The organism is Thiorhodococcus minor, assembly GCF_010820565.1.
Classification (GTDB): Bacteria; Pseudomonadota; Gammaproteobacteria; order Chromatiales; family Chromatiaceae; genus Thiorhodococcus; species Thiorhodococcus minor.
Window position 1 is genome coordinate 16,618 of sequence record NZ_JAAIJQ010000059.1, and the last position, 19,015, is coordinate 35,632.

The 19,015-nt window shown below is 65.8% G+C and carries 18 protein-coding genes and 1 pseudogene; 9 read left to right on the forward strand and 10 right to left on the reverse strand.

Features of this window, described 5'->3' with window-relative positions; genetic code table 11:
* Window positions 1-46: 46 nt before the first annotated feature.
* The 4 genes from G3446_RS17700 to G3446_RS17715 are packed head-to-tail and all read right to left on the reverse strand — an operon-like array spanning window position 47 to window position 1,685.
* Window positions 47-826 carry a Na(+)/H(+) antiporter subunit B gene (locus G3446_RS17700; protein ID WP_164454165.1) on the reverse strand — a complete coding sequence of 260 codons (780 nt, stop codon included), beginning with the start codon at window positions 824-826 and terminating at the stop codon, window positions 47-49.
* Window positions 823-1,077 (reverse strand): Na(+)/H(+) antiporter subunit B, encoded by a 255-nt coding sequence (locus G3446_RS17705; RefSeq protein WP_164454166.1) that lies wholly within the window; start codon window positions 1,075-1,077, stop codon window positions 823-825. Before G3446_RS17705 ends, G3446_RS17700 begins: the two co-directional genes overlap by 4 nt.
* Window positions 1,074-1,436 carry a monovalent cation/H(+) antiporter subunit G gene (gene mnhG / locus G3446_RS17710; protein ID WP_164454167.1) on the reverse strand — a complete coding sequence of 121 codons (363 nt, stop codon included), beginning with the start codon at window positions 1,434-1,436 and terminating at the stop codon, window positions 1,074-1,076. Before mnhG ends, G3446_RS17705 begins: the two co-directional genes overlap by 4 nt.
* Window positions 1,437-1,685 carry an MrpF/PhaF family protein gene (locus G3446_RS17715; RefSeq protein WP_164454168.1) on the reverse strand — a complete coding sequence of 83 codons (249 nt, stop codon included), beginning with the start codon at window positions 1,683-1,685 and terminating at the stop codon, window positions 1,437-1,439.
* 477 nt (window positions 1,686-2,162) lie between these two features.
* On the opposite strand from G3446_RS17715, the gene G3446_RS17720 reads away from it, so the two are divergent.
* From G3446_RS17720 to G3446_RS17730, 3 genes are all read left to right on the forward strand, one after another.
* The gene (locus G3446_RS17720; RefSeq protein WP_164454169.1) at window positions 2,163-3,125 is read left to right on the forward strand and encodes a SphA family protein; all 963 of its coding nucleotides are present in this window, start codon (window positions 2,163-2,165) and stop codon (window positions 3,123-3,125) included.
* Between the two features lie 548 nt (window positions 3,126-3,673).
* Entirely contained in the window at window positions 3,674-4,765 is a 1,092-nt protein-coding gene (locus tag G3446_RS17725) for an ABC transporter substrate-binding protein (RefSeq protein WP_164454170.1), read from the forward strand.
* A gap of 187 nt (window positions 4,766-4,952) precedes the next feature.
* Complete coding sequence (locus tag G3446_RS17730; protein ID WP_164454171.1) at window positions 4,953-5,381, forward strand: hypothetical protein; 429 nt, start codon at window positions 4,953-4,955, stop codon at window positions 5,379-5,381.
* Between the two features lie 391 nt (window positions 5,382-5,772).
* Here the strand turns inward: G3446_RS17730 and G3446_RS17735 are convergent, their stop codons facing one another.
* Complete coding sequence (locus tag G3446_RS17735) at window positions 5,773-6,195, reverse strand: hypothetical protein (RefSeq protein ID WP_164454172.1); 423 nt, start codon at window positions 6,193-6,195, stop codon at window positions 5,773-5,775.
* A 293-nt stretch (window positions 6,196-6,488) separates the two neighbouring features.
* Here G3446_RS17735 and G3446_RS17740 point away from each other — a divergent pair, with 293 nt between their 5' ends.
* From G3446_RS17740 to G3446_RS17760, 5 genes are all read left to right on the forward strand, one after another.
* The gene (locus G3446_RS17740; protein WP_164454173.1) at window positions 6,489-7,952 is read left to right on the forward strand and encodes an ATP-binding protein; all 1,464 of its coding nucleotides are present in this window, start codon (window positions 6,489-6,491) and stop codon (window positions 7,950-7,952) included.
* Window positions 7,949-10,522 (forward strand): RimK family alpha-L-glutamate ligase, encoded by a 2,574-nt coding sequence (locus G3446_RS17745; RefSeq protein ID WP_245232577.1) that lies wholly within the window; start codon window positions 7,949-7,951, stop codon window positions 10,520-10,522. The genes G3446_RS17740 and G3446_RS17745 overlap by 4 nt, the downstream gene beginning before the upstream one ends.
* Before the next feature lie 7 nt (window positions 10,523-10,529).
* Window positions 10,530-11,780 carry an MFS transporter gene (locus tag G3446_RS17750; protein ID WP_164454174.1) on the forward strand — a complete coding sequence of 417 codons (1,251 nt, stop codon included), beginning with the start codon at window positions 10,530-10,532 and terminating at the stop codon, window positions 11,778-11,780.
* A gap of 2,255 nt (window positions 11,781-14,035) precedes the next feature.
* Window positions 14,036-15,598: an AmpG family muropeptide MFS transporter gene (locus G3446_RS17755; RefSeq protein WP_164454175.1), complete on the forward strand. Its 1,563-nt coding sequence runs from the start codon at window positions 14,036-14,038 to the stop codon at window positions 15,596-15,598.
* 128 nt (window positions 15,599-15,726) lie between these two features.
* The gene (locus G3446_RS17760; protein WP_164454176.1) at window positions 15,727-16,419 is read left to right on the forward strand and encodes a hypothetical protein; all 693 of its coding nucleotides are present in this window, start codon (window positions 15,727-15,729) and stop codon (window positions 16,417-16,419) included.
* Between the two features lie 186 nt (window positions 16,420-16,605).
* On the opposite strand, the gene G3446_RS17765 is transcribed toward G3446_RS17760, so the two are convergent.
* From G3446_RS17765 to G3446_RS17775, 3 genes are all read right to left on the reverse strand, one after another.
* The gene (locus G3446_RS17765) at window positions 16,606-17,055 is read right to left on the reverse strand and encodes an NUDIX domain-containing protein (RefSeq protein WP_164454177.1); all 450 of its coding nucleotides are present in this window, start codon (window positions 17,053-17,055) and stop codon (window positions 16,606-16,608) included.
* A 136-nt stretch (window positions 17,056-17,191) separates the two neighbouring features.
* Window positions 17,192-17,473, reverse strand: coding sequence for a BrnA antitoxin family protein (locus G3446_RS17770; protein ID WP_164454178.1), 282 nt, complete (start codon window positions 17,471-17,473; stop codon window positions 17,192-17,194).
* Window positions 17,460-17,726 (reverse strand): BrnT family toxin, encoded by a 267-nt coding sequence (locus tag G3446_RS17775; protein ID WP_164454179.1) that lies wholly within the window; start codon window positions 17,724-17,726, stop codon window positions 17,460-17,462. Before G3446_RS17775 ends, G3446_RS17770 begins: the two co-directional genes overlap by 14 nt.
* On the opposite strand from G3446_RS17775, the gene G3446_RS27665 reads away from it, so the two are divergent.
* Window positions 17,719-17,946 (forward strand): hypothetical protein, encoded by a 228-nt coding sequence (locus tag G3446_RS27665; RefSeq protein WP_209262495.1) that lies wholly within the window; start codon window positions 17,719-17,721, stop codon window positions 17,944-17,946. The two genes, G3446_RS17775 and G3446_RS27665, sit on opposite strands and share 8 nt — an antisense overlap.
* Before the next feature lie 153 nt (window positions 17,947-18,099).
* Here the strand turns inward: G3446_RS27665 and G3446_RS17785 are convergent, their stop codons facing one another.
* Complete coding sequence (locus G3446_RS17785; RefSeq protein WP_164454180.1) at window positions 18,100-18,618, reverse strand: hypothetical protein; 519 nt, start codon at window positions 18,616-18,618, stop codon at window positions 18,100-18,102.
* A gap of 263 nt (window positions 18,619-18,881) precedes the next feature.
* Window positions 18,882-19,015 (reverse strand): annotated as a pseudogene (locus G3446_RS28145) (addiction module toxin RelE); the annotation flags it as partial.

Genomic DNA, 19,015 nt, shown 5'->3' on the forward strand with positions numbered 1-19,015 from the left:
GCGGCCAACTACCAGCCGCCGACTTCCAGCGGCTGCGGACCGCGAATTACTCGGCTTCGGGCTTGTCCTTCACCTGGGCGGCTTCATGCTCGCCGCCGCGCTCCAGCATGTCCCCAAAGATGGCCGCGACCTCGGCCCCGACCTTGACGCCGACCAGGCAGTAGATGATCGGGATCACGCCCGCGCTCAGCAGCCGCCCCATGTCCGCGACCGGATGCGGCAGGAAGTTGCCGAGGAAGGTCGCCGTCCCGGCCAGGCTGAGCCCCAAGAGCCCCATGATCACGAAGCCGCTGCCCGAGAGCGACTCCAGCAGGCCGACGCGGGTGTGGCTAAGACGGAAGTCGGGGTCCGCCAACAGGCGCAGGAAAAAGGCCGTGGCGATGATCACGCCGCCCTGAAAGCCACCACCGGGCGACAGGTGGCCGTGGACCACCACATAGACACCGAGCAGGATCAGCACGGGGAACAGAAGGCGCACACCCGTCACCATCATCTCGTTCGGCGGGCTGCCGGCCGTCTCGGGCACTTCCGAGTCGCGCCGATCCCGACGGCCGAAAAAGAGTCCGATGCCGGTCGCGGCCAGAAAGAGCACGGTGACCTCGCCCAGGGTGTCGAAGCCGCGATAGCTCACCACCACGGAGGTCACGGCGTTGGCCGAGGCCGTCTCTGCATTCCGCGCCAGCAAGGCATCGCCCATGCTGGCGGACTGTCCATCCAGCCCATACTGCAGGAGCAGCCCCAGGTGCACGGCGAAGAGCCAGCCGCACAACAAGACCAGCAGCAGGGTCTTGACCCTGACCCGCTTGCGCAAGGGCACTGCGGTCATTTCAGCTCCTTGTCTTCGTGACGGCCGAGCTGGCGGACACCCATGAGCAGCACGAAGCTGCCGGCGGCCACGCCGATCGCCGCCTCGGTCAGGGCCACGTCGGGCGCTTGGAGCAGAAAGAACTGCCCGACCGCGCCCAGGCTGACCAGAGAGAGTCCGACAACGGATTGGAGCAGGTCGTCTTGGCTGATCGCGACCCAGGCGCCGGCGATCATCCAGGCGAACAGCAGCAAGGCCAGCAGGCCGATCATGACTGAGCCTCCGGCGCGTCGTCCCCTTCCTGCGCAACGGCGGGAGCGGACTTGCGGTCCGCATAGGCATTCTGAGCCAGCCGCGCGCCCTGGGTCCCGCTGCGATGGGCCGCGCGGGCCAGGACCGAGGAGCTGAGGGGATTGGTGAGCAGGATGAAGAGTGCGAGCAGGAGCAGCCGCGGCGCCCACTCAGGCGCCACGCAGGCCGCACCGGCCAGCGTGAGCAGAGAGCCCATGGTCGTCGCCTTGGCGCCCGCGTGCATCCGGGTGAAGACGTCCGGCATGCGAATCAGTCCGAGACCGCTGACCCAGAAGAAGAAGGCGCCCGCCAACATCAATGCATAGCCCAAGAGATCCACTCAGACCCCCTTCTCCAGAAAGCGACCAAAGAGTACGACCCCTGCGAAGCCGACCAGGGCGAAGACGAAGGCGACGTCGAGGTAGATGCTGCGCCCCTCGTAGATGGCCAGGAGTGCCAGCAAGGAGATGAAGAGGACGCTCAGGGTATCCAGCGCCAGGATGCGGTTGGGGGCATCCGGACCTTTGAGAAAACGCCACAGAATCATGACGATGGGAGGCATGAGCAGCAAAATCAGTGCAGTGAGCATGGAGCGCTCCTCAGGCTTGTTTAAACGGCGGCAAGCCCCGAACGCGCGGCATGCGCATCGGACTGCAGTGACGGCCTAGCAGATCGCGCTCAACTTCGGTTTCGCTGCCGGCCATCGCACCCCGGCAAGCCGCGTCTGCCGACGCGGCGACTTGCCCGAGCCCAGCCCGCGCTCGCGAGCTGACTGCATTTAAGACCTTTGCCGGGGACTTTGCTCTGATGCATGTCAATCGGGCTTGAGTCCGACAGCGATTGTCATCAGGGTCACACGTTGATGACCCCATGATTCCGGCCCTCTCGCCCCCGCCCTCCTCCCGAGGCCCTGACACTGACCCAACCGGCGCGACGCCGGATCACTGATCCCGATCAAGACTTTACGGCCCCAGCTCACCGCCGGAACGAGACGGTTGTGCTACGTTTGCGCGCGGCTCCATTTCAAGCCAGTCGTCCTAGTCCGCAACCAACGAAGAACGCCATCATGAGACGTCTCCCACTCAAAGCGCTCGCCGCGGCCGCAGGTCTCGCCGCCGCGCCTGCGGCATCCGCCTATGATCTTCCAGCCGTCAACCTCGGCTTCACCAGCTTCCTGGATGGCGCGCCGCCGGCCGGCCCAGGCTGGTATGTGCAGCAGTACGTCCAGCTCTACCGCAAAGGCCGGCTGAAGGACGCCGACAACGACGATCTGCGCCTACCCACACCAGGTGGCATGGAGAAGGCGGAGCTGGACGCCAACATCAGCCTCACCCAGCTGGTCTATCAGTCTGACCAAGAGCTGGTCTTCGGCGGCAAGTGGGGCATGAACCTCATGCTGCCGGTCGCCGGCTTCGATCTGGCCCCCGAAGACAACCTGGCGCTCTCCACCAACAGCGGCAATCTCGGCGACCTGCTGGTTGGCCCCTATCTGCAATGGGATCCCATCATGGGGGCGAACGGACCCAAGCTGGTCCAGCGGGTCGAATTCCAGATGCTGCTGCCGACCGGGGCCTATGACGCCGACCACGCGATCAATCCCGGCAGCAACGTCTTCTCCTTCAATCCCTACTGGGCGGCAACGGCCTTCCTCGCGCCCAAATTGACGCTCTCCTGGCGCCTGCACTATCTCTGGAACGCCGAAAACTCCGATCCCTACGCCCCGCTGGGGGCAGACGACTCGCAAGCCGGCCAAGCCATCCACCTGAACTTCGCGAGCGCCTACGAGGTATTGCCGAACCGGCTGCGCATCGGCATCAACGGCTACTACCTCAAGCAGATCACCGAGACCAAGGTCGACGGTCGCGACCTGTCCGATTCCAAGGAGCAAGTGCTCGGCATCGGCCCAGGCCTGGTCTACCACTTCTCGAAGCACGACCACCTCTTCGCCAATGTCTACTGGGAGACCTGGGCGGAGAACCGGACCGAAGGATCCAGAGTCAACCTCAGGTACGTGCATCACTTCCAGTAGCCGAGGCCAAAGAGAGGCGGAGACCGCGAGCGCTTGCAGCGACCCCTCCGCCGGCTCTTCGAGCCTCGGCTCCTATCGGCGTCTTGCGCTGACGCGAATCTAGAGATCGCCATCGACGTCGAGCCGCACGAGGACACCGGATCGCCGCAAGGACTCGAACGAAGGACTCGAGCATCGACGGGATCTCCTCGAGATAGTCTTGGTCGAATCCTTTGCACGCGGAGTGCTGAGGGAGCGCGAAGGCAGCGCCCGCTGCCGTGCGCGCCACATCTCCTGGCGGACCTTGCCGGGTTGGGCGATCGCCGGAAATTCGTATACCGAGTGGCGCCGGATTGAGGTCCGCCGTCAAGGAGCGGCGGCAGGCGCACAGCTGGGCTGTGTGACTGTCGGCGCGACACACAAGGCGGGCGTCAAGACAAGCCAGATGGTATGAGAATCGGCAGAAATCGCCTTAAGATGAAGGCGACTGACGCACTGCAGAAATTGACCCAGGCCGAGAACTGACGCGCCACGAAAGGGCCGGACGTTTCGAAGACCACAAGGACACCATGAAGAAGAGCAAGACCGTTGCAATCTCACTGACCCTCGTCGGCATCGTCCTCGCGATCGCCGGCCCCTTCCTACCGGGAGGCATCCACCTCAAGCCCAAGGATCCGCCCGGCTCGGGGCATGTGACCCTGCTCAAGGCCGTCGACGGGGGCGTGCTGGCAGGCACCCAAGCCGGCGAGATCTGGCGCCTGGGCGGCGGGATCTGGACGCAAGAGCGCATCTATCTCGGTGAGAGTCCCGTGATGGCGATCCTCGGCGAGCCCGGGCGCACGCCCATCGGGACGGCCAGCGGCCTCTACAACGCCCCGGTCGGCGCGCCCGAGCTCAAGGGACGGGTCTCCAGCCTGCTGCAAACGCGCGAGGGGCTGCTCGCCGGAACGCCCGATGGCCTGCGTCTGCTGGCGAACGGCCGTTGGCAAGCACCTGGCCCCGCCGCCAACATCTACAGCCTGCTAAAGCAGAGGGGCGGCTCGGGTGAATGGATCCACGCCGGGACCGTGGGTGACGGCGTCCTCTCTAGCCCGGCCGAGAGCCCCGACCAGCCGTGGCAGCCAAACAGCCAGGGGCTGCCGGAGGGCGCCAACGTCTTCAGCTTGGCGACGACCCCGAGCAGTCTCCTGCTCGCGGGAACGGACCAGGGCCTCTACTGGCAGCCCAAGGCAGGCGATCCCTGGCAGCCTCTGCACCCGGGGCTCGACGGCAAGCGCATCCTGTCGATGTACCTGGCTGCGGGGGATGGCACGGGCGGTACGGATCGCCTCTGGATCGGCGGCGACCATGGGCTCGAATGGATCGACATCGCCGAGCAGTCCGGCACCCTGGCGCCCGCGGGTGAGCCAACCATGGCAGACAGCGCCGAATACCAGCCGCCGGTCGGTATCAGCTGGATCCTCTCCAACGACGGTCACCTGATGCTCAGCGCCGGGTCCGTCTACGAGTACGGCCCCACCCAGCTCGCCGGCTGGTACTGGGTCTCCATCCTCGGCGTGGTGCTCATCCTGCTCGCCGCCTGGTGGATGCCTCAGCCGGCGCCGGCGATCATCAGCCACACCTCGCGCCCCGACACGCCGTCATCGGGCGACGACGTCTAGCAGGCCGCGCCGTCTCATCTTGGAAGACTGAGCCGCCCTGGGAGCCTTGCCCTCCGGGGGGCAGCAGGTGTCGGCCTAGAGGCCGACGCTCCCAGGGCCGGGGCCGCCCGGCGCGTTCAGACGGCGTTCAGCATTGGCCGCGTATCTTCACACTCGCTTTCAACGAAAACGAGCTGGAGAACGCGACATGAAGGCTTCCACCACGGCACTCTTGGCCTCGACCCTCGCCCTGATGATCACCCTGCCCGCGCAAGCGGGAAGGCACAGCGACGGCATCTATGACCGCCTGGACCGACAGCAGACGAGGATCGACCGCGGTATCGACTCAGGCGAGCTGACGCGACGCGAGGCGAGAATCCTGCGGACCGAGCACCGGGAGCTCCGCGATCTCGCCCGCAGTCTGCGGGAGCGCGGGCATTCAAGGGATAACCGTCACCAAAGACGAGAGACGAAACGGCTCCTGCACAAGAAGCTCGACCGCACGGACCGGCGCATCCGACGCCTGACCTCCAACGACGCAGTCCGCTGGAGCGGCAGGCATGATCGGCGCTGGCGCGGACATCGGGACGCCGTTGCGCGAAACGAGGCGCGCGACGCACCGAGACGGTATCGCTAGACCGACCGGCCGCCGGCCTGCGACCAGAGGCTGGCGGCCAACCGCACCCATGGCCGGAACGGGCAGTGCGTGGAATGGCCCAGGTCATCGAACCAACCCCTAGGGTGGACGAGCGCCAGCGAAGTCCGCCGAGCCCCGCGCCAGCGCCGCCAGGCTGCACCGCGCCTCTCCACGACACAAGACAAGCGTCCGGCCAAGGATCAACCGAGAAAGAGCTGCCAGCCACCAGCAGCCAGCTTGGCGCCTTGTTTCGGAGCTGCTTTCAGGTCTTCTCCGAGTCACCCAGCGGCTGGCCGGCCAGAAGATCCGGCAACTGTATGACTTTCCTCTGCTGGCGGCTGGTAGCTGGCGGCTGATAGCTGACTGCTCCAATTGGGATCAAGGCCCCGAGCTAGATCACCACGGCGAAATTGAATCCCGTCGCGGCCTCACCCTCGGTCTCGACGAAGGCGATCACCTGGGCCAGCTCGGCGAGCACCTGGTCGCGCTGGTCGCCGAGCACGCCGAACCTCACCGCATTCTCCCGCACATAGGTCCTCAGTCCCTCGAGCATCGCGGAGGCGTCCTCAACCGGCATCCACTGACCCTGGGCCGCCATCAGCTCATCCGTCGATGCCATGCCGTCCGGCATCGCCAGCTCCCCGAGACTCACGCGCGCGTCCGTCGTATCGCAGACCGCAGCGAAGGACGCGAGACCGAGCTTCCTGCAAATGCCGTCGAGCTTCTTGCTGTGCTTGTAGAGCGCGAGATGGTCCGACTGATCGGACCTGACCTTGCCATCCACCAGCAGATTCGCCCATAGAACCGCACTCATCTCGATATCTCCATCAGGCTTGCGGCGAAAGCCAGCATTCCAGGCATCCGCGAGCGACAGTCGAGCCACCACCTCGAAAGCCGCCACTTTGCCGCCTTTGCTGGCCAAGAAGGAGCATCAGCTCACACTGCGCCGACCCGCGCCTCCCCTAAGATCCGGCCGGTATAGGTCGGCCGACGCCGGACCGCACCGCTTCGCCCCAGGCCGAAGCGCTTTCAGACGCGGACGCCACCATCGAGAGACCGCACCCGCCTGCAGCGTCGGCGGCCAATCAAAGGGGACGCACGAGCAAGATGCAATTCGCCATCACGACCTACTACCGGGTGGAATTCCTGCCCCCGGTCATCGCCTTCGTCGCCGAGATCGCACGCTGTCTGGGCGCCTCGCCCAAAGAGGTCTCCGAGCTGTCCATGGCCTCCGAAGAAGCCGGCGCCTACATCATCGCGCGCTATCCGAGCGACGGCCTGGCCGAGCAGTTCGAGGTGAGCTGCCAAGTCGAGCCCGACGGGCTGCGCGTGGCCTTCAGCAACATGGGTCTTCCGGTCAACCCGGAGGGGCTGCCGAAGTACGAGGTCAGCCAGCCGGAGGAGACCATCGACGGGCTCGGGCTCTTTCTCATCGAGAAGCTGGTGGACGAATTCGACTTCGTGAACCGCGGGCGCGAGGGCTGGCGCACCGTCCTCTTCAAACGGCTCGCACGGCCCAAGCAGCTCGTGCAAGACGCGCAGACCGCCGACGCGGGCACGCCGGCCACGCGCGAGAAGCTCCAGGTCCAGATCGCCGGCCTCGAGCACGTCCCCGGCATCGTCGAGCTGGCGTACCGCAACTATGGCTACTCCTACAGCAAGGAGCTCTTCTATTACGCCAACCAGCTCCAAGCGGCCATGACCGACGGGCGGGTGACCTCATACATCGCGCTCAATGCCCAGAACCGCGTCGCCGGCCAGATGGCCATCCTGCGCTCGCCGGAGACGCCTGACGTCGCCGAGTACGGCGCCCTCATGGTGCAGCCCGAATATCGCCGCAGCATGGGCCTGCTCCACCTCGTCAAGGCGGTGGCGCGAACGACCAAAGACCCCGTCACGGCCCCCGCCATCGGCGAGGCGAACCTGGTCACCACCCATACCCAGTCGCAAAAGGTCAGCAGCCTCTTTAACTTCGCCCCCATGGGCCTGAAGCTGTCGGTGCATGATCGCGCACGCTTCCTCAAGCTCGCCGAGCAAGCCGACGACCAGCGCGAGACCCTGCTGCACGCCATCACCGCCAACCGCCCGGTCGAGCCCTTTGCACTCTACTGCCCGACCCCACACCGCGAGATCACGCGCCGGCTCTTCGGCAACGCCGAGCTGCCCGCCGAGATCCAGTCCGAATCCGACGGGGCGCCGGAGGCCAGCGCGCTCAAGGTCGACCGGCACGCGGAGGACGGCTTCGCCATCCTCTCCTTGATGATACCCGGCCGAAACTTCGCGCGGGTGCTGCGTAAACAGCTCTTCGAGCTGGAGGCCGACGGCATGAAGACCGTCCTGGTGCGGGTGCCCGGCTGGATGCCGCAGCCGGCCGATCTGGAGGACGAGGCCCGCGCGCTGCGCCTCTTCTTCTCGGGCTGGGTGGCCCAGGGTCCGGAGCAATGGTGGCTGCAGTACACCCGCCTCTATTCCCAGCGCTTCGACTTCGATCGCATCCAGCTCGCCGACCCGGTCGCGATCGAGCTGCAAACCTATGTCGCCCAATGCTTCCAGGAGGCGGTGTTCGCATGAATGAATCAGCCATGATGCACGGATGGATTCTCTACACCGGCAAGGTCGTCCCCGAGCTCACCCGCGCCTGTGACGAGGCCTTGGCGGCGGGCGTCAAGCTGGAGGTCGTCGCACCCAAGGAGGTCGCACTCATCTTGGATCCGGAGGAGCCTGCCAAGCTCTTTCTCAGGGGCGAGCTGGTGCGGATCCCCATGTTCGTCATCGCCGCCTTCGTCGAGGAGGCGGACGCCTACAATCTCGCGCTCCTCCAGCAGCTCGAGACCCAGGGGGTGCTCTGCGTCAATCGCGCCGAGACCCTGAAGCGGACCGGGGACAAGCTGCTCACCCTGCAGCTGCTCGCCGGGCGCGGCATCCCGGTGCCCAAGACGGTCCTGGTGCGGCCTGACACCTCCCCGGCCTTTATCGCCGAACAGCTGGGCCTGCCCGTCGTCGTCAAGGTGTTGGACGGCTCCAAGGGTCATGGCGTCGCCCTGGTGCAGAGCCAGAAGGAGCTGGAGACCCTCCTGGAGATGATGGACGCGGCCCACTGCCCCACGGCGCTGCTCGCCCAGGAGTTCGTCGCAGACAGCCGGGGACGGGACCTGCGCGTCCTGGTCGTCGACGGCCAGCCGCGGGTCTGCATGCAGCGGCGCAACCGTTCGGCCGAAGGCTTCAAATCCAATGTTTCCGTCGGCGGCAGCGCCGAGGCCTATCCCCTGACGGACACCATCCGCGCGCTCGCGGAGCAGGTGATCGCGGTGATCGGGCTGGACATCGGCGGCATCGACCTGCTGTTCAAAGGAGACGGATTCGTCGTCGGCGAGGCCAACTCCATCCCGGGCTTCCAGGGCATCGAGTCCAGCAGCGCCGTCAATGTCCCCGCCGAGATCCTGATGAGCATCGGGCGCCGGCTCCAGCAGCGCAGCGCGGCACGCTACCGGGCGCTGGCCGACCAGGTCCGCTCGCTCGACGACCTGCGCCCCAAGAAAGAGGCCGAGCTGGTCCAGACCTTCGTCGGCGCCTGCGCCGCGCTGGAGCAGACGCAGCAGCGCGTCCTGATAGACATCCTGCAGCGCAGCGCCGAGACCGAATTCGGCAAGGCGCGGGGATTCGCGGGCATCCGCACGATCGAGGACTTTCGGCGCCAGGTGCCCGTCACCGAGTGGTCCGACTACGCGCCCTACGCCAGCCGCATGGAGGACTGCGAGAAGGACCTGCTCTTCCCAGGTCAGCCGACGCACTTCATCAGCACCAGCGGAACCACTGGCGCCTTCAAGAAGATCCCGGAGAGCGCGGCCGGCGAGCTGGCGAAGTCCATCGTGAGCCGCACCCGCATCGCCCTGCTGATGAAGATGGCGCCGGAGCTGCTGGACGGCTTCTTCATCCCGCTCTCGAACGGCGCCGTTATGGGCAAGACCGCCTGCGGCATCCCCTTCGGATTCGCCTCCGGACTCACCCTGGCCGGCGCACCACCCGAGATCCGCAAGCGCCTGGCCTTCCCGCCCGAGGTGCTGGAGGCGTCGGATGCCGAGACCCTGGACTATCTCATCATGCGCTATGCAGTCGCCAAGCCCAGGGTGCGCCTGCTGGTGGGCAACAACCCGGGCCGCATGACCTCCCTGCTGGAGACGGCGGACCGGCGGCGCGACAGCCTCATCGGCGACATCGAACGGGGCACCTTGTCACCGGATCTCGACCTGCCGCCCGACCTGCGCCAGCAGCTGGAGGCCGATCTGGCACCGGACCCGGAGCGCGCCTCCGCACTGCGGCAGATGGCCGGCGCGCGCGGCCGGCTCGAGCCGCGCGACTACTGGCCGGGCCTGCGCATGGTCTCATGCTGGCTGGGCGGCACCATCGGACGCTACCTGGACAGCCTCATGCCCTGGCTCCCGGAGGGCGTCGTCTTCAGCGACTGCGGCTATGGCGCCAGCGAGGGCAAGCTCAACATCCCCATGCAGCCCGGCGGCGCCGAGGCACCGCTGGCCATCTTCGGCTACTTCTTCGAGTTTCAGCCCCTGTCCGGCGGCGAGCCCCTGCTGGCGCACCAGCTTCGCGACGGCGAGGAGTACGGGCTCATCATCACCACCTACTCAGGTCTCTACCGCTACAACCTGCACGACATCGTGCGGGTCAAGGGCTTCACCGGGGAGACGCCCAACATCCAGTTCGTCAGCAAGACCCGGGACGTCGCCAACCTCGCGGGCGAAAAGCTCAACGGCGCCTTCATCTCGGACGTCATCCGCCAGGCCCTGGCCGCCGAAGAGCGCCATTGGCGCCACTTCTGCGTGGTCACGGACAGTGAGGCGCACCGCTACGAATTCTGCATCGAGCCCGAAGGCGACGACGCACCAGACGCCGCCTGGCTGCACACCATCGACGCGGCGCTGATCCGCGAGGCGTCCGGCTATCAGCTTCTGCGCGCCCAGGGTCTCATCCGGGCGCCACGCCTGCATGTGATGGCTTCCGGCTGGCTCGATCGGCTCTATGCGCAGCATGTGCGGCCCGGCGTCACCACCAGTCAGGTCAAGCTCCCGCTGGTCTGCGACGCCGTGCCGCAGGCCGAGATGACCCTGCGCAGCCTCGACCTCTGAGCCGAGCATGGATTCCGCCAGCTTGAAGCCGCAAGACAGCGCGCGCTCGGTGCTGCTGCTGAGCGCCTATCTCATCTTGATCACGGCGCTGGTGCGGCTCGGCACCAGTCTCTATCTGCCGGCCCTGCCGCTGATGGCCGACGATCTGGGACTCTCCGCCCAGCACATGGCCTCGACCATGACGGTCTACCTGGTCGGCTTCGCCCTGGCATCCGTGCTCCTGGGTCCGCTCTCCGATCAATGGGGACGGCGCCTTCTGGTCCAGGGCGGGGTCGCGGCCTTCGGAGTCGGCTCCCTGCTGTGCGCCCTGGCGCCCAGCTATGGCCTGCTGATCACCGGGCGCATCCTGCAATCGGTCGGCGGCGCCGCCGTCCAGGTGGGCACGCGCGCCATGAGTCGCGAGGCCTTCAGCGACGCGCAGATGATCAGCGTGCTGGGGTGGATCGGCGTCATCACCGGACTGGTCCCAGTGCTCGCGCCCGTGCTCGGCGGCCTGCTGACCCAGGGCCTGGGATGGCACTCGAACTTCTATCTGCTCGCCGGCGGCGCGCTCGCCGTCGTCCTGCTCACACGCGGGATCGCACCCGAGACCCTGGCGCACGAGAATCGCACCCCTTTCAAGCTGGCGGGCACGCTCAAGGCCTACGGCGGGATGCTCGCGGCTTCAGGCTTCATGCTGCCGACCATCCCCCTCATGCTCTGCTTCGCCGTTCAGGGCGCCTATCTGGTCGCGGCCCCCTTTATCTTCATCCACGTCTTCGAGATGTCCCCGGTCGCCTTCGGCTTCACCAGCCTGGCCTTGGTCGGCGGACTCCTGGTTGGGCGGCTGATCTGCATGGCCGCGCTCAAGCGCTGGGGAGACTTCCCGGCCTTCGTGGTCGGCGCGGCGCTGGCATTCGTCGGCGGACTCTGCTCGTTGGGTGTCGTGCTCTCGCAGTGGATCTCCCCGGTCAGCGTGCTCGGTGCCTCGGCGGTCTTCTGCGTCGGCTTCGGCGCCCTGGTGCCGATCGGCATGAAGGCAGGGCTGTCCGCCTTCCCGGATCGCGTCGGCACCTCGTCCGCCCTCTACGGGACCCTGACGCTCGGCGCGACGGCGGTCGGCAGCGGAGGCGTCGGTGCACTGCTGCAGCGCGGCCCACGGGACATCGACCTCCTCTGCCTCACGACCTTCGCCGCCGGGTGCCTGATCCTCTTGACCAGCCTGCTGGCCCGTCACCCCTTGTCCGGGAATGGACGCTTAAGGGATCGCGCAAGGTAGCGTCGCTGAGGTGTCTGGGAACAGGGGCGCCCGGTCCCGAGCACGTCGCCCGCAAGCGGACTCCTACGCGAGCGTCGCCGCCGTCGGCGCCCGCTTGCGGGCGACTCAGCCGTCTGCGGGCCGGAAGAGATGTCGTTCTGGACAGAGCCGATCGGAGAGCGATGCCAGAGGTTGACCTGAAGAAGGGCGTGCAGCACGCACGCAAAACGGGGCTCGCGGCCCCGTGATCGGTCTTTGGCCGAGCTGTCAGACTTCGAGGCCCGCGCCTCGCAGCACTGGGCTCAGCCTTCGGTCAGCATTGGCTGTCCGAAGCCGAGCTTGTCATCAAGCACCACCCCTGAGCGCATAGGGGACGAGGGGTACGAGGCAAATCGCGATCCCGTACCAGAGTGCCCGACGGTCGTTCTCACGCAGCTTTTCTTCCGACATGGTAATCACCTCAACTCATAGACATTAGCTGTTCAGCGGGCGAGCCGGGTCAGTATGTCGAGCCCGCGGCTGCGCCCGAGCGGTGGGCGCTCGATACCCTCAGGCGCCGCCTCTGAGCGCATAGGGGACAAGGGGGACCAGGCAGATCGCAATGCCGTACCAGAGCGCCCGACGATCGTTCTCACGCAGCTTCTCTTCAGACATGGTCGTCACCTCAGCTCATCGACAAGAATGGTCAATTTGGCGAGGCGGGTCAGCTAGACGATCCCGCCACGCCAAGAGAGAGAGCGGCTCTCGACGTCCTTAGGCACCGCCTCTGAGCGCATAGGGGACAAGGGGGACCAGGCAGATCGCAATGCCGTACCAGAGCGCCCGACGATCGTTCTCACGCAGCTTCTCTTCAGACATGGTCGTCACCTCAGCTCATCGACAAGAATGGTCTATTCGGCGAGGCGGGTCAGTGTGTCGAGCCCGCTACGCCAAGTGAGAGAGCGGCTCTCGATGCCCTCAGGCACCGCCTCTGAGCGCATAGGGGACAAGGGGGACCAGGCAGATCGCGATGCCGTACCAGAGCGCCCGACGATCGTTCTCACGCAGCTTTTCTTCAGACATCTCAGTCACCTCACAGTCGCTGGTTGCTCAACAATTTCCGGATGCCGCCGTCGCCATCATCGTCTGGGCTAGAGCCCTGGCGGCGACATCGCCCGCTCACATGAGCCGAGTTGATAGCAGCCAAGAAATATTCAATGAATACCCCGTTCAATCCATGGACATTACCAAGCATTTCACTTGGTTTTTCGGTCGCACGGCCGGCGCAGCTGACGCGAAGGAGGGCTAGCCCAAAATGGAGCGGCCAGCTTCCAGTCAGCAGGCTCAGCTGTGAGGAATCAGGCGATTTCCGAGAATCCTCAGACCAATCGCCCGCTAGCGGGCTCCGACGCGCTCTTATCGGTAGGAGCCCGCTTGCGAGCGATGCCTTCGGAAGAGGCGAGATCGATGAGCCATTAGGGGCGCCAGGCCCTCATCCCCCCAGACGCTTGCGGAGCATCATGGGCTTCCCGAGTGCCTTGGGTTGTTGCAAGGCAATTTTGCGCAATCGCCTCAGGTACTTGCAGAGCCCCTCGCCGACCAATAGCTCACCCGTCGGGCGCGTCGTAGAGCACGGGAAGGCAATTCCAATACAAGGCTCGAAGCTGGTCGCTGGGGGCTGCTGCCTGCCCGCTTGAGCTGCCCCACCCTGCCCTGTATGCTCCGGGCGGCGTCGATCATGGTTTCGGCCACAAGTCTCCCCTAGGCTGGACAAGCGCAGAGACTATGGAAGTATCCTGGGCACACCGCGGAGATCGCGCCCTGCCCTAGGTTGGGCCGACGCGGGAGGGCCAACAATCAACGCGTTAGACTGGCAGCCATGTTGGGATTCATGCCTCAGCCCAACAGGCGCGGAAGTTCTTCATCAGGCTCGCAGCACAGTCCGCCAACGCAGAATTCGGTAGACTTCGCCCTCGCTCGTTCACCCTTGGCCAGTCCGATGACTCAGGCCCTCCGGGCGGTCTCCGGCGCAGGCCGTGCCCCATACTCGCTCGATCCTGATCCAACAGAGTCGCTGAGCCGCTGAGCGGATCGCGCAAAGAATTTCAATGCGTTGCGGAGTCAATTTTGCTCATCCCCCGGTTGAAAGGTCTGCATCGGCCAAGCCTCCATTCTTCGTCGCGGCCTTTGCGGCCTTGCGGCTCGAATCGCCGATTTCAGGTTGACCCGGCGTCCATGACATCGCGCTGCCGAGCCCTCTCGCGGGGCGAGGCGATGCAACGGCAGCAAAGCGCGCCATGACTCAAGAAACCAAGGCCGTCGAGGGCTGGCGGAGCACCTCACGGAACCTGCTCGACCGCCGCGTGATCAGCATGCTCTTCCTCGGCTTCTCCGCCGGCATCCCACTGCTGCTGATCTTTTCGTCGCTGTCGCTGTGGCTGCGCGAGGCCGGGGTCGAGCGCAACGAGGTCACCTTCTTCAGCTGGGCGGCCCTGGCCTATTCCTTCAAATTCGTCTGGGCACCTTTGATCGACAAGCTGCCGCTGCCCTTCTTGACGCGCTGGCTCGGGAGGCGTCGTGGCTGGATGCTGACCGCGCAGCTCGGCATCATCGGCGCGATCCTGCTCATGTCCGCCGTGGACCCGGCGGGTGACGCGGATAGCCTGGTCCGCATGGCCCTGGCGGCAGTCCTGCTCGGTTTCTCCGCGGCAACCCAGGACATCGTCATCGACGCCTTTCGCATCGAGTCGGCGCCGCCGCGGCTCCAGGCGTTGATGTCCTCGACCTACATCGCCGGCTACCGGGTGGGGATGGTGGCATCGGGCGCGGGCGCACTCATACTGGCCTCTTCATTCGGCTCGGAGGCCGGCAGCTACAGCTATGCCGCCTGGCAGTCGACCTATCACATCATGGCGTCGGTCATGCTGATCGGCGTCTTCACCACGCTCTTCGTGCACGAGCCCGAGACCAGCGCGGCACGCGCCCACGCCTACCCGACGTCCGAATACCTGCGCCTGACCGGGACCTTCATCGTCGTGGCCTGCGCCTTCGTCGCCGCATTCTTCTTGAGTGACGGCCTCTTCACGCAGCTCAAGGCACTGGCCGGTGACGGCAACCTGACCAACTTCCTCCTCGAGCTCCTGCACCTCGCATCCGCGGTCGGCGCCGCCGTGCTCGCCGGCTGGTCCATGGTCCAGGCCGGCGCCATCAACCGCAGCACCGCGCGAGAGACCTGGATCGAGCCCGTGCTCGATTTCTTCAGCCGCTACGGCCTCAAGACGGCGCTGCTGATTCTGGCCCTGGTCGGGCTCTATCGGATCTCGGACATCGTCCTCGGCGTCATCTCCAATGTCTTCTACCAAGACATCGGGTTCACCAAGCCGCAGATCGCCACAGCCGTGAAGACCTTCGGCGTCTTCGTCAGCATCGCCGGCGGGCTGCTCGGCGGGCTGCTCGCCAGCCGCTATGGCGTCATGCGCATCCTGCTGCTGGGCGCGGCCCTGTCGTCGGCCGCTCAGCTGACCTTCGTCGCCCTCGCGCTCGTAGGACCCAACCTGCTGATGCTCTACATCGCCGTGGGCGCGGACAATCTGGTGGCCGGACTCGCCAGCGCGGCCTTCGTCGCCTTCCTCTCCAGCCTGACCAGCGTCTCCTTCACGGCCGTGCAATACGCCATCTTCAGCTCGCTCATGACCCTGCTGCCGAAGCTCCTCGGCGGCTACTCGGGCTCCATCGTGGACGGCATCGGCTATCCGGGCTTCTTCGTCTTCACCTGCGTCATCGGCATCCCGGTCATCGGCCTGGTCTGGCTCGCCGGGCGCAAGCTCTCGATCGACGGTCAGGCGCGCGCCAAGACCTGACGGGACAGGACCGCGCTCTGGGTCCAGCCGCGCGGAGGGCTGGGCGAGCGCACCGGCGCTCGAAGCGCGCCGGGCTGGAAGTCGGTCGCCGGCGACTCCACTCACCTGGGTTGAAGGAGGAACCGACCATGCGCAAGTTTTCAGAGGCGTTCAAACAATCGCTGCGATTCCCCCAAGCCCTCATCTGGCTGCTGTGGATCGCCTTTCCCCTCTACGGCTTCATCGCGACCCATTACCTGCTGCCCCCTGAAGACGGCTACACCAAACAGGTCGTCGTCGCGGCCTTCACCGCGGACTTCTCGGCCGTCGAGCCACTGGTGATTGCGGTCTTCAACCTTCTGGGCGTCATCCCCATGACCTACGCCCTGCTGGTGCTCTTCGACGGCAAGGAGCAGCCCCTCCCCGCCTGGCCCTTCGTCATCCTCTCCTTCTTCGCCGGCGCCTTCGGCATCCTCTTCTATGTCGCGCTGAGGCGCTGGGGAACGGCGGTCCAGGGGTCCAAGACAGGGCTCCAGCAGCAGCTCGACACCTGGAAGATCCCGGCGGTCCTCCTCGTGGTCGCGATCGCACTGGTGCTGCTCGGCACCACCGGATCCGTGCAGGATTATGTGGAGCTCTGGCGGACCAAGCCGCTCGTCCATGTCATGACCATCGACCTGGTGCTGCTCCTCCTGGTGCTGCCTTTCCTGGCCATCGACGACATGCAACGGCGCCAGATCCGCAGCCCAGCGTGGCGGGTCCTCGCCTTGGTGCTCCCTCTGTTCGGCGTGCTGCTCTACCTCTTGGCGCGCCCCAAGCTCGCCGACCAGCCGGCGGCGTGAGACCCTACGGCCCCGCAAGGGACCGACCGATGCGAAGCCGCGCCGACCGCCCGGTCTCACGGAAACGCCGATAGCCCAAGGGTGGACGAGCGCGAGCTAAGTCCACCGAAGCCCCCGCCAGCGCTGACGAGAGGGACGAATGCTTTCGCCGCCACACCACGGCCGATCGCAAGATTCGCAAAGCCCCTAATCCGAGGCATCAGCGCGAAGCGGCGCCGACTGCCCGGTCTCACGGAAACGCAGATAGTCGCTCAGCACCAGCGCGTGATCGAAGGCCAGCACCTCCGGCAAGGCATCGACGGAAAAAACGTCGAGGTTGCGCGCGTCATCCTGGGCACGCGGCTCTCCGGTCGCCTCGGCCACGTAGACCGCCGTGACCGTGTGCCCGCGCGGATCGCGGCGCGGATCCGAATAGAGGCCGAGCAGGGCACGCAGGCGCACCTGCAACGAGGTCTCCTCCAGCGCCTCCCGCACCGCCGCCACCTCCAACCGCTCACCAATGTCGACGAAGCCACCGGGAATCGCCCACCCAGGCGGCGGATAACGGCGCTCGATCAGCACGATCGGCCGGCCAGGCCGGTCGGCCAGCTCGATGATGGTATCGGCGGCAAGGAGGGGTGTTTCTGGGCGAGGCATGAGCGGACTCCTAGACGAGGGAGGTGAGATAGGCGGGCGCGCCCCAGGTTCCCAAGGATCACCCCAAGATCGCAAGGGTCAGGTTTTGCCAAGGCAAGAAGCAAGACCTGCCCCTGCTACGTGACCGTGGCGCGCATCACTGATGCGTCTTGACGTACTCGCGCACGATCTCGTTGATGCGCGTCTGCCACCCTGGCCCCGTTGCCTTCATCGCGGCCAGCACGTCGGCATCGAAGCGGATGGTGGTCGAGACCTTGCGCTGCTCCGAAGGCGGACGGCCGATGCGCGCTGTCGGCTTAACCTGCTCCCACTCCTCCGCTGTCAGTGGCCGCGCGTCAGGATCGGTTTCGGCTGCGGCCGCGATTGCAGCATCCTCCTCGGGCGTGTTGACGATGGTTCCCGGCTTAAGACGTGGCATAGCGATCGATCTCCGACTTGGTGGCCTTGCGTAGACTGATGATGCGTAGCCCCTCGGCTTGGTCCACATACACGACATAGAACAGTCTCAGGCCGATATAGCCGATCCCGCATTGCCGGTCTTCTCCGTAGTCCTGGCGGGTGTCGGTCCAGCTGAGTGCGGTATCCCATTCGATGTCCGCCGCCAAGGCGAGCGAGACCCCATGCTTGGCACGATTCCTGGCATCCTTGGCAGGATCGAAGGTAATGTCCACGCGCATTATTGTAGTAACAAAAACGCCAAGCGACGAGGCTCTGCGACGACCCCGCGCGAAAAGTGGCGCAGGCGTGGGCAAGCCTGCGGCATTCATCCCACGCGAAGGCTTGCGGGGCTGGCTTGGCGGTCCCGTGGCGGCCGAGCGGCAGGACCGGCTGTTCGATGACCGGGCGCTAGGCATCGCGCTGGAGCGGTTGGCGCGGCACGGGATGGCGTGACATGCGTCGGCGACCCTGAGCTGTGGGGGCAGCTAAATGGTGCCCCCTGCTGCGTTTGACCCCTGCTGCGTTGCCAGGCCGCACTGGCCCCGGAATTCACAATTCACAGGCCTCGGTTTGGTGCCCCGGCGCTCGTGCGGCCGCCCGAAGCCGTCATCCTCCTCTCGGCCGGAAGTGCCGGATCGGTCCTTCGAAGCGCATTCTGCCGTCGGCGTCCTGCACGTCGTAGGCGGCGATCACGAGGACTTGGGCCGCATTCGCCAACGATTGCATCAAGGCCTGTCCGGCCGAGCTCAGATCGATGGTGCCCGTGGGGCGGGCGAGGGTGACTGGCTGCCCGCTCAGAACGCCGCAGGCGTGCACTTCGATTTTGGGGTAGCGACCGACGAAGCGCCCTCGCAGGAGCTGGAAGTCACGAACACTCTGCGATGTCAGTCCGCTGCCCAGTTGGACGAACCCCGAGTTTCCGTGAGAGATGAGTCGCACGACACCCAGGCCTCCACCCTGTTGATTGGCCCGCTCGAGGATGCGCCGGCAGATGCGGTCCATGGACCACTGCTGGGTCACCGAGAGGTTCTCGGTCGGGCCGTTCCTGGCCTCGCGCTCGGCGGCGCGGATAGCGCTTGCGGGCGTTCTCGTGTCGATGACGTTGACGTGTAGCTCCTGATGCATCGCCCACCTCCGGAATGTGCTTGAAACAGGGTTTCAGAAGCGGAGTCGGCTACCTGCATGGCACGGCTGTGCCGGGCTGCTCTCGGAGCCGACGGAAAGCCCACTCTTCGTCGATAACCACGCATTGCGTATGCCAATATACGGAGGCTTGAAAAGCCCTTCTATTCAGTCTTTTGCATCTGGATGGCAGTAGGATGCCCTGCCAAGAGGGCCGGTCTGGGCCGGTTCGGCTCAGGCTGGCCTGGGCGGTCTAAAGAACAGTGTCAGGTCTTGCCTTTTGACTTTTCGGCTGCGCGAACGATCCGGCTGATCCGCGCGTCATGCAGACCAAAATGGTCGCCGATTTGCTTCAGGGTGTACCCGCCGCTCGCGTAAGCCGCTGCAATGGCCTGGTCTC

Excerpts from the sequence above, each read along its gene's own strand:
- G3446_RS17720 (WP_164454169.1), top strand. The coding sequence starts at position 2,163 with ATGAGACGTCTCCCACTCAAAGCGCTCGCCGCGGCCGCAGGTCTCGCC.
- G3446_RS17755 (WP_164454175.1), top strand. The coding sequence starts at position 14,036 with ATGACTCAAGAAACCAAGGCCGTCGAGGGCTGGCGGAGCACCTCACGG.
- G3446_RS17730 (WP_164454171.1), top strand. The coding sequence starts at position 4,953 with ATGAAGGCTTCCACCACGGCACTCTTGGCCTCGACCCTCGCCCTGATG.
- G3446_RS17760 (WP_164454176.1), top strand. The coding sequence starts at position 15,727 with ATGCGCAAGTTTTCAGAGGCGTTCAAACAATCGCTGCGATTCCCCCAA.
- G3446_RS17785 (WP_164454180.1), bottom strand. The coding sequence starts at position 18,618 with ATGCATCAGGAGCTACACGTCAACGTCATCGACACGAGAACGCCCGCA.
- G3446_RS27665 (WP_209262495.1), top strand. The coding sequence starts at position 17,719 with ATGTCCACGCGCATTATTGTAGTAACAAAAACGCCAAGCGACGAGGCT.
- G3446_RS17750 (WP_164454174.1), top strand. The coding sequence starts at position 10,530 with ATGGATTCCGCCAGCTTGAAGCCGCAAGACAGCGCGCGCTCGGTGCTG.
- G3446_RS17765 (WP_164454177.1), bottom strand. The coding sequence starts at position 17,055 with ATGCCTCGCCCAGAAACACCCCTCCTTGCCGCCGATACCATCATCGAG.
- G3446_RS17700 (WP_164454165.1), bottom strand. The coding sequence starts at position 826 with ATGACCGCAGTGCCCTTGCGCAAGCGGGTCAGGGTCAAGACCCTGCTG.
- G3446_RS17705 (WP_164454166.1), bottom strand. The coding sequence starts at position 1,077 with ATGATCGGCCTGCTGGCCTTGCTGCTGTTCGCCTGGATGATCGCCGGC.
- G3446_RS17725 (WP_164454170.1), top strand. The coding sequence starts at position 3,674 with ATGAAGAAGAGCAAGACCGTTGCAATCTCACTGACCCTCGTCGGCATC.
- G3446_RS17735 (WP_164454172.1), bottom strand. The coding sequence starts at position 6,195 with ATGAGTGCGGTTCTATGGGCGAATCTGCTGGTGGATGGCAAGGTCAGG.
- G3446_RS17740 (WP_164454173.1), top strand. The coding sequence starts at position 6,489 with ATGCAATTCGCCATCACGACCTACTACCGGGTGGAATTCCTGCCCCCG.
- G3446_RS17715 (WP_164454168.1), bottom strand. The coding sequence starts at position 1,685 with ATGCTCACTGCACTGATTTTGCTGCTCATGCCTCCCATCGTCATGATT.
- G3446_RS17745 (WP_245232577.1), top strand. The coding sequence starts at position 7,949 with ATGAATGAATCAGCCATGATGCACGGATGGATTCTCTACACCGGCAAG.
- G3446_RS17770 (WP_164454178.1), bottom strand. The coding sequence starts at position 17,473 with ATGCCACGTCTTAAGCCGGGAACCATCGTCAACACGCCCGAGGAGGAT.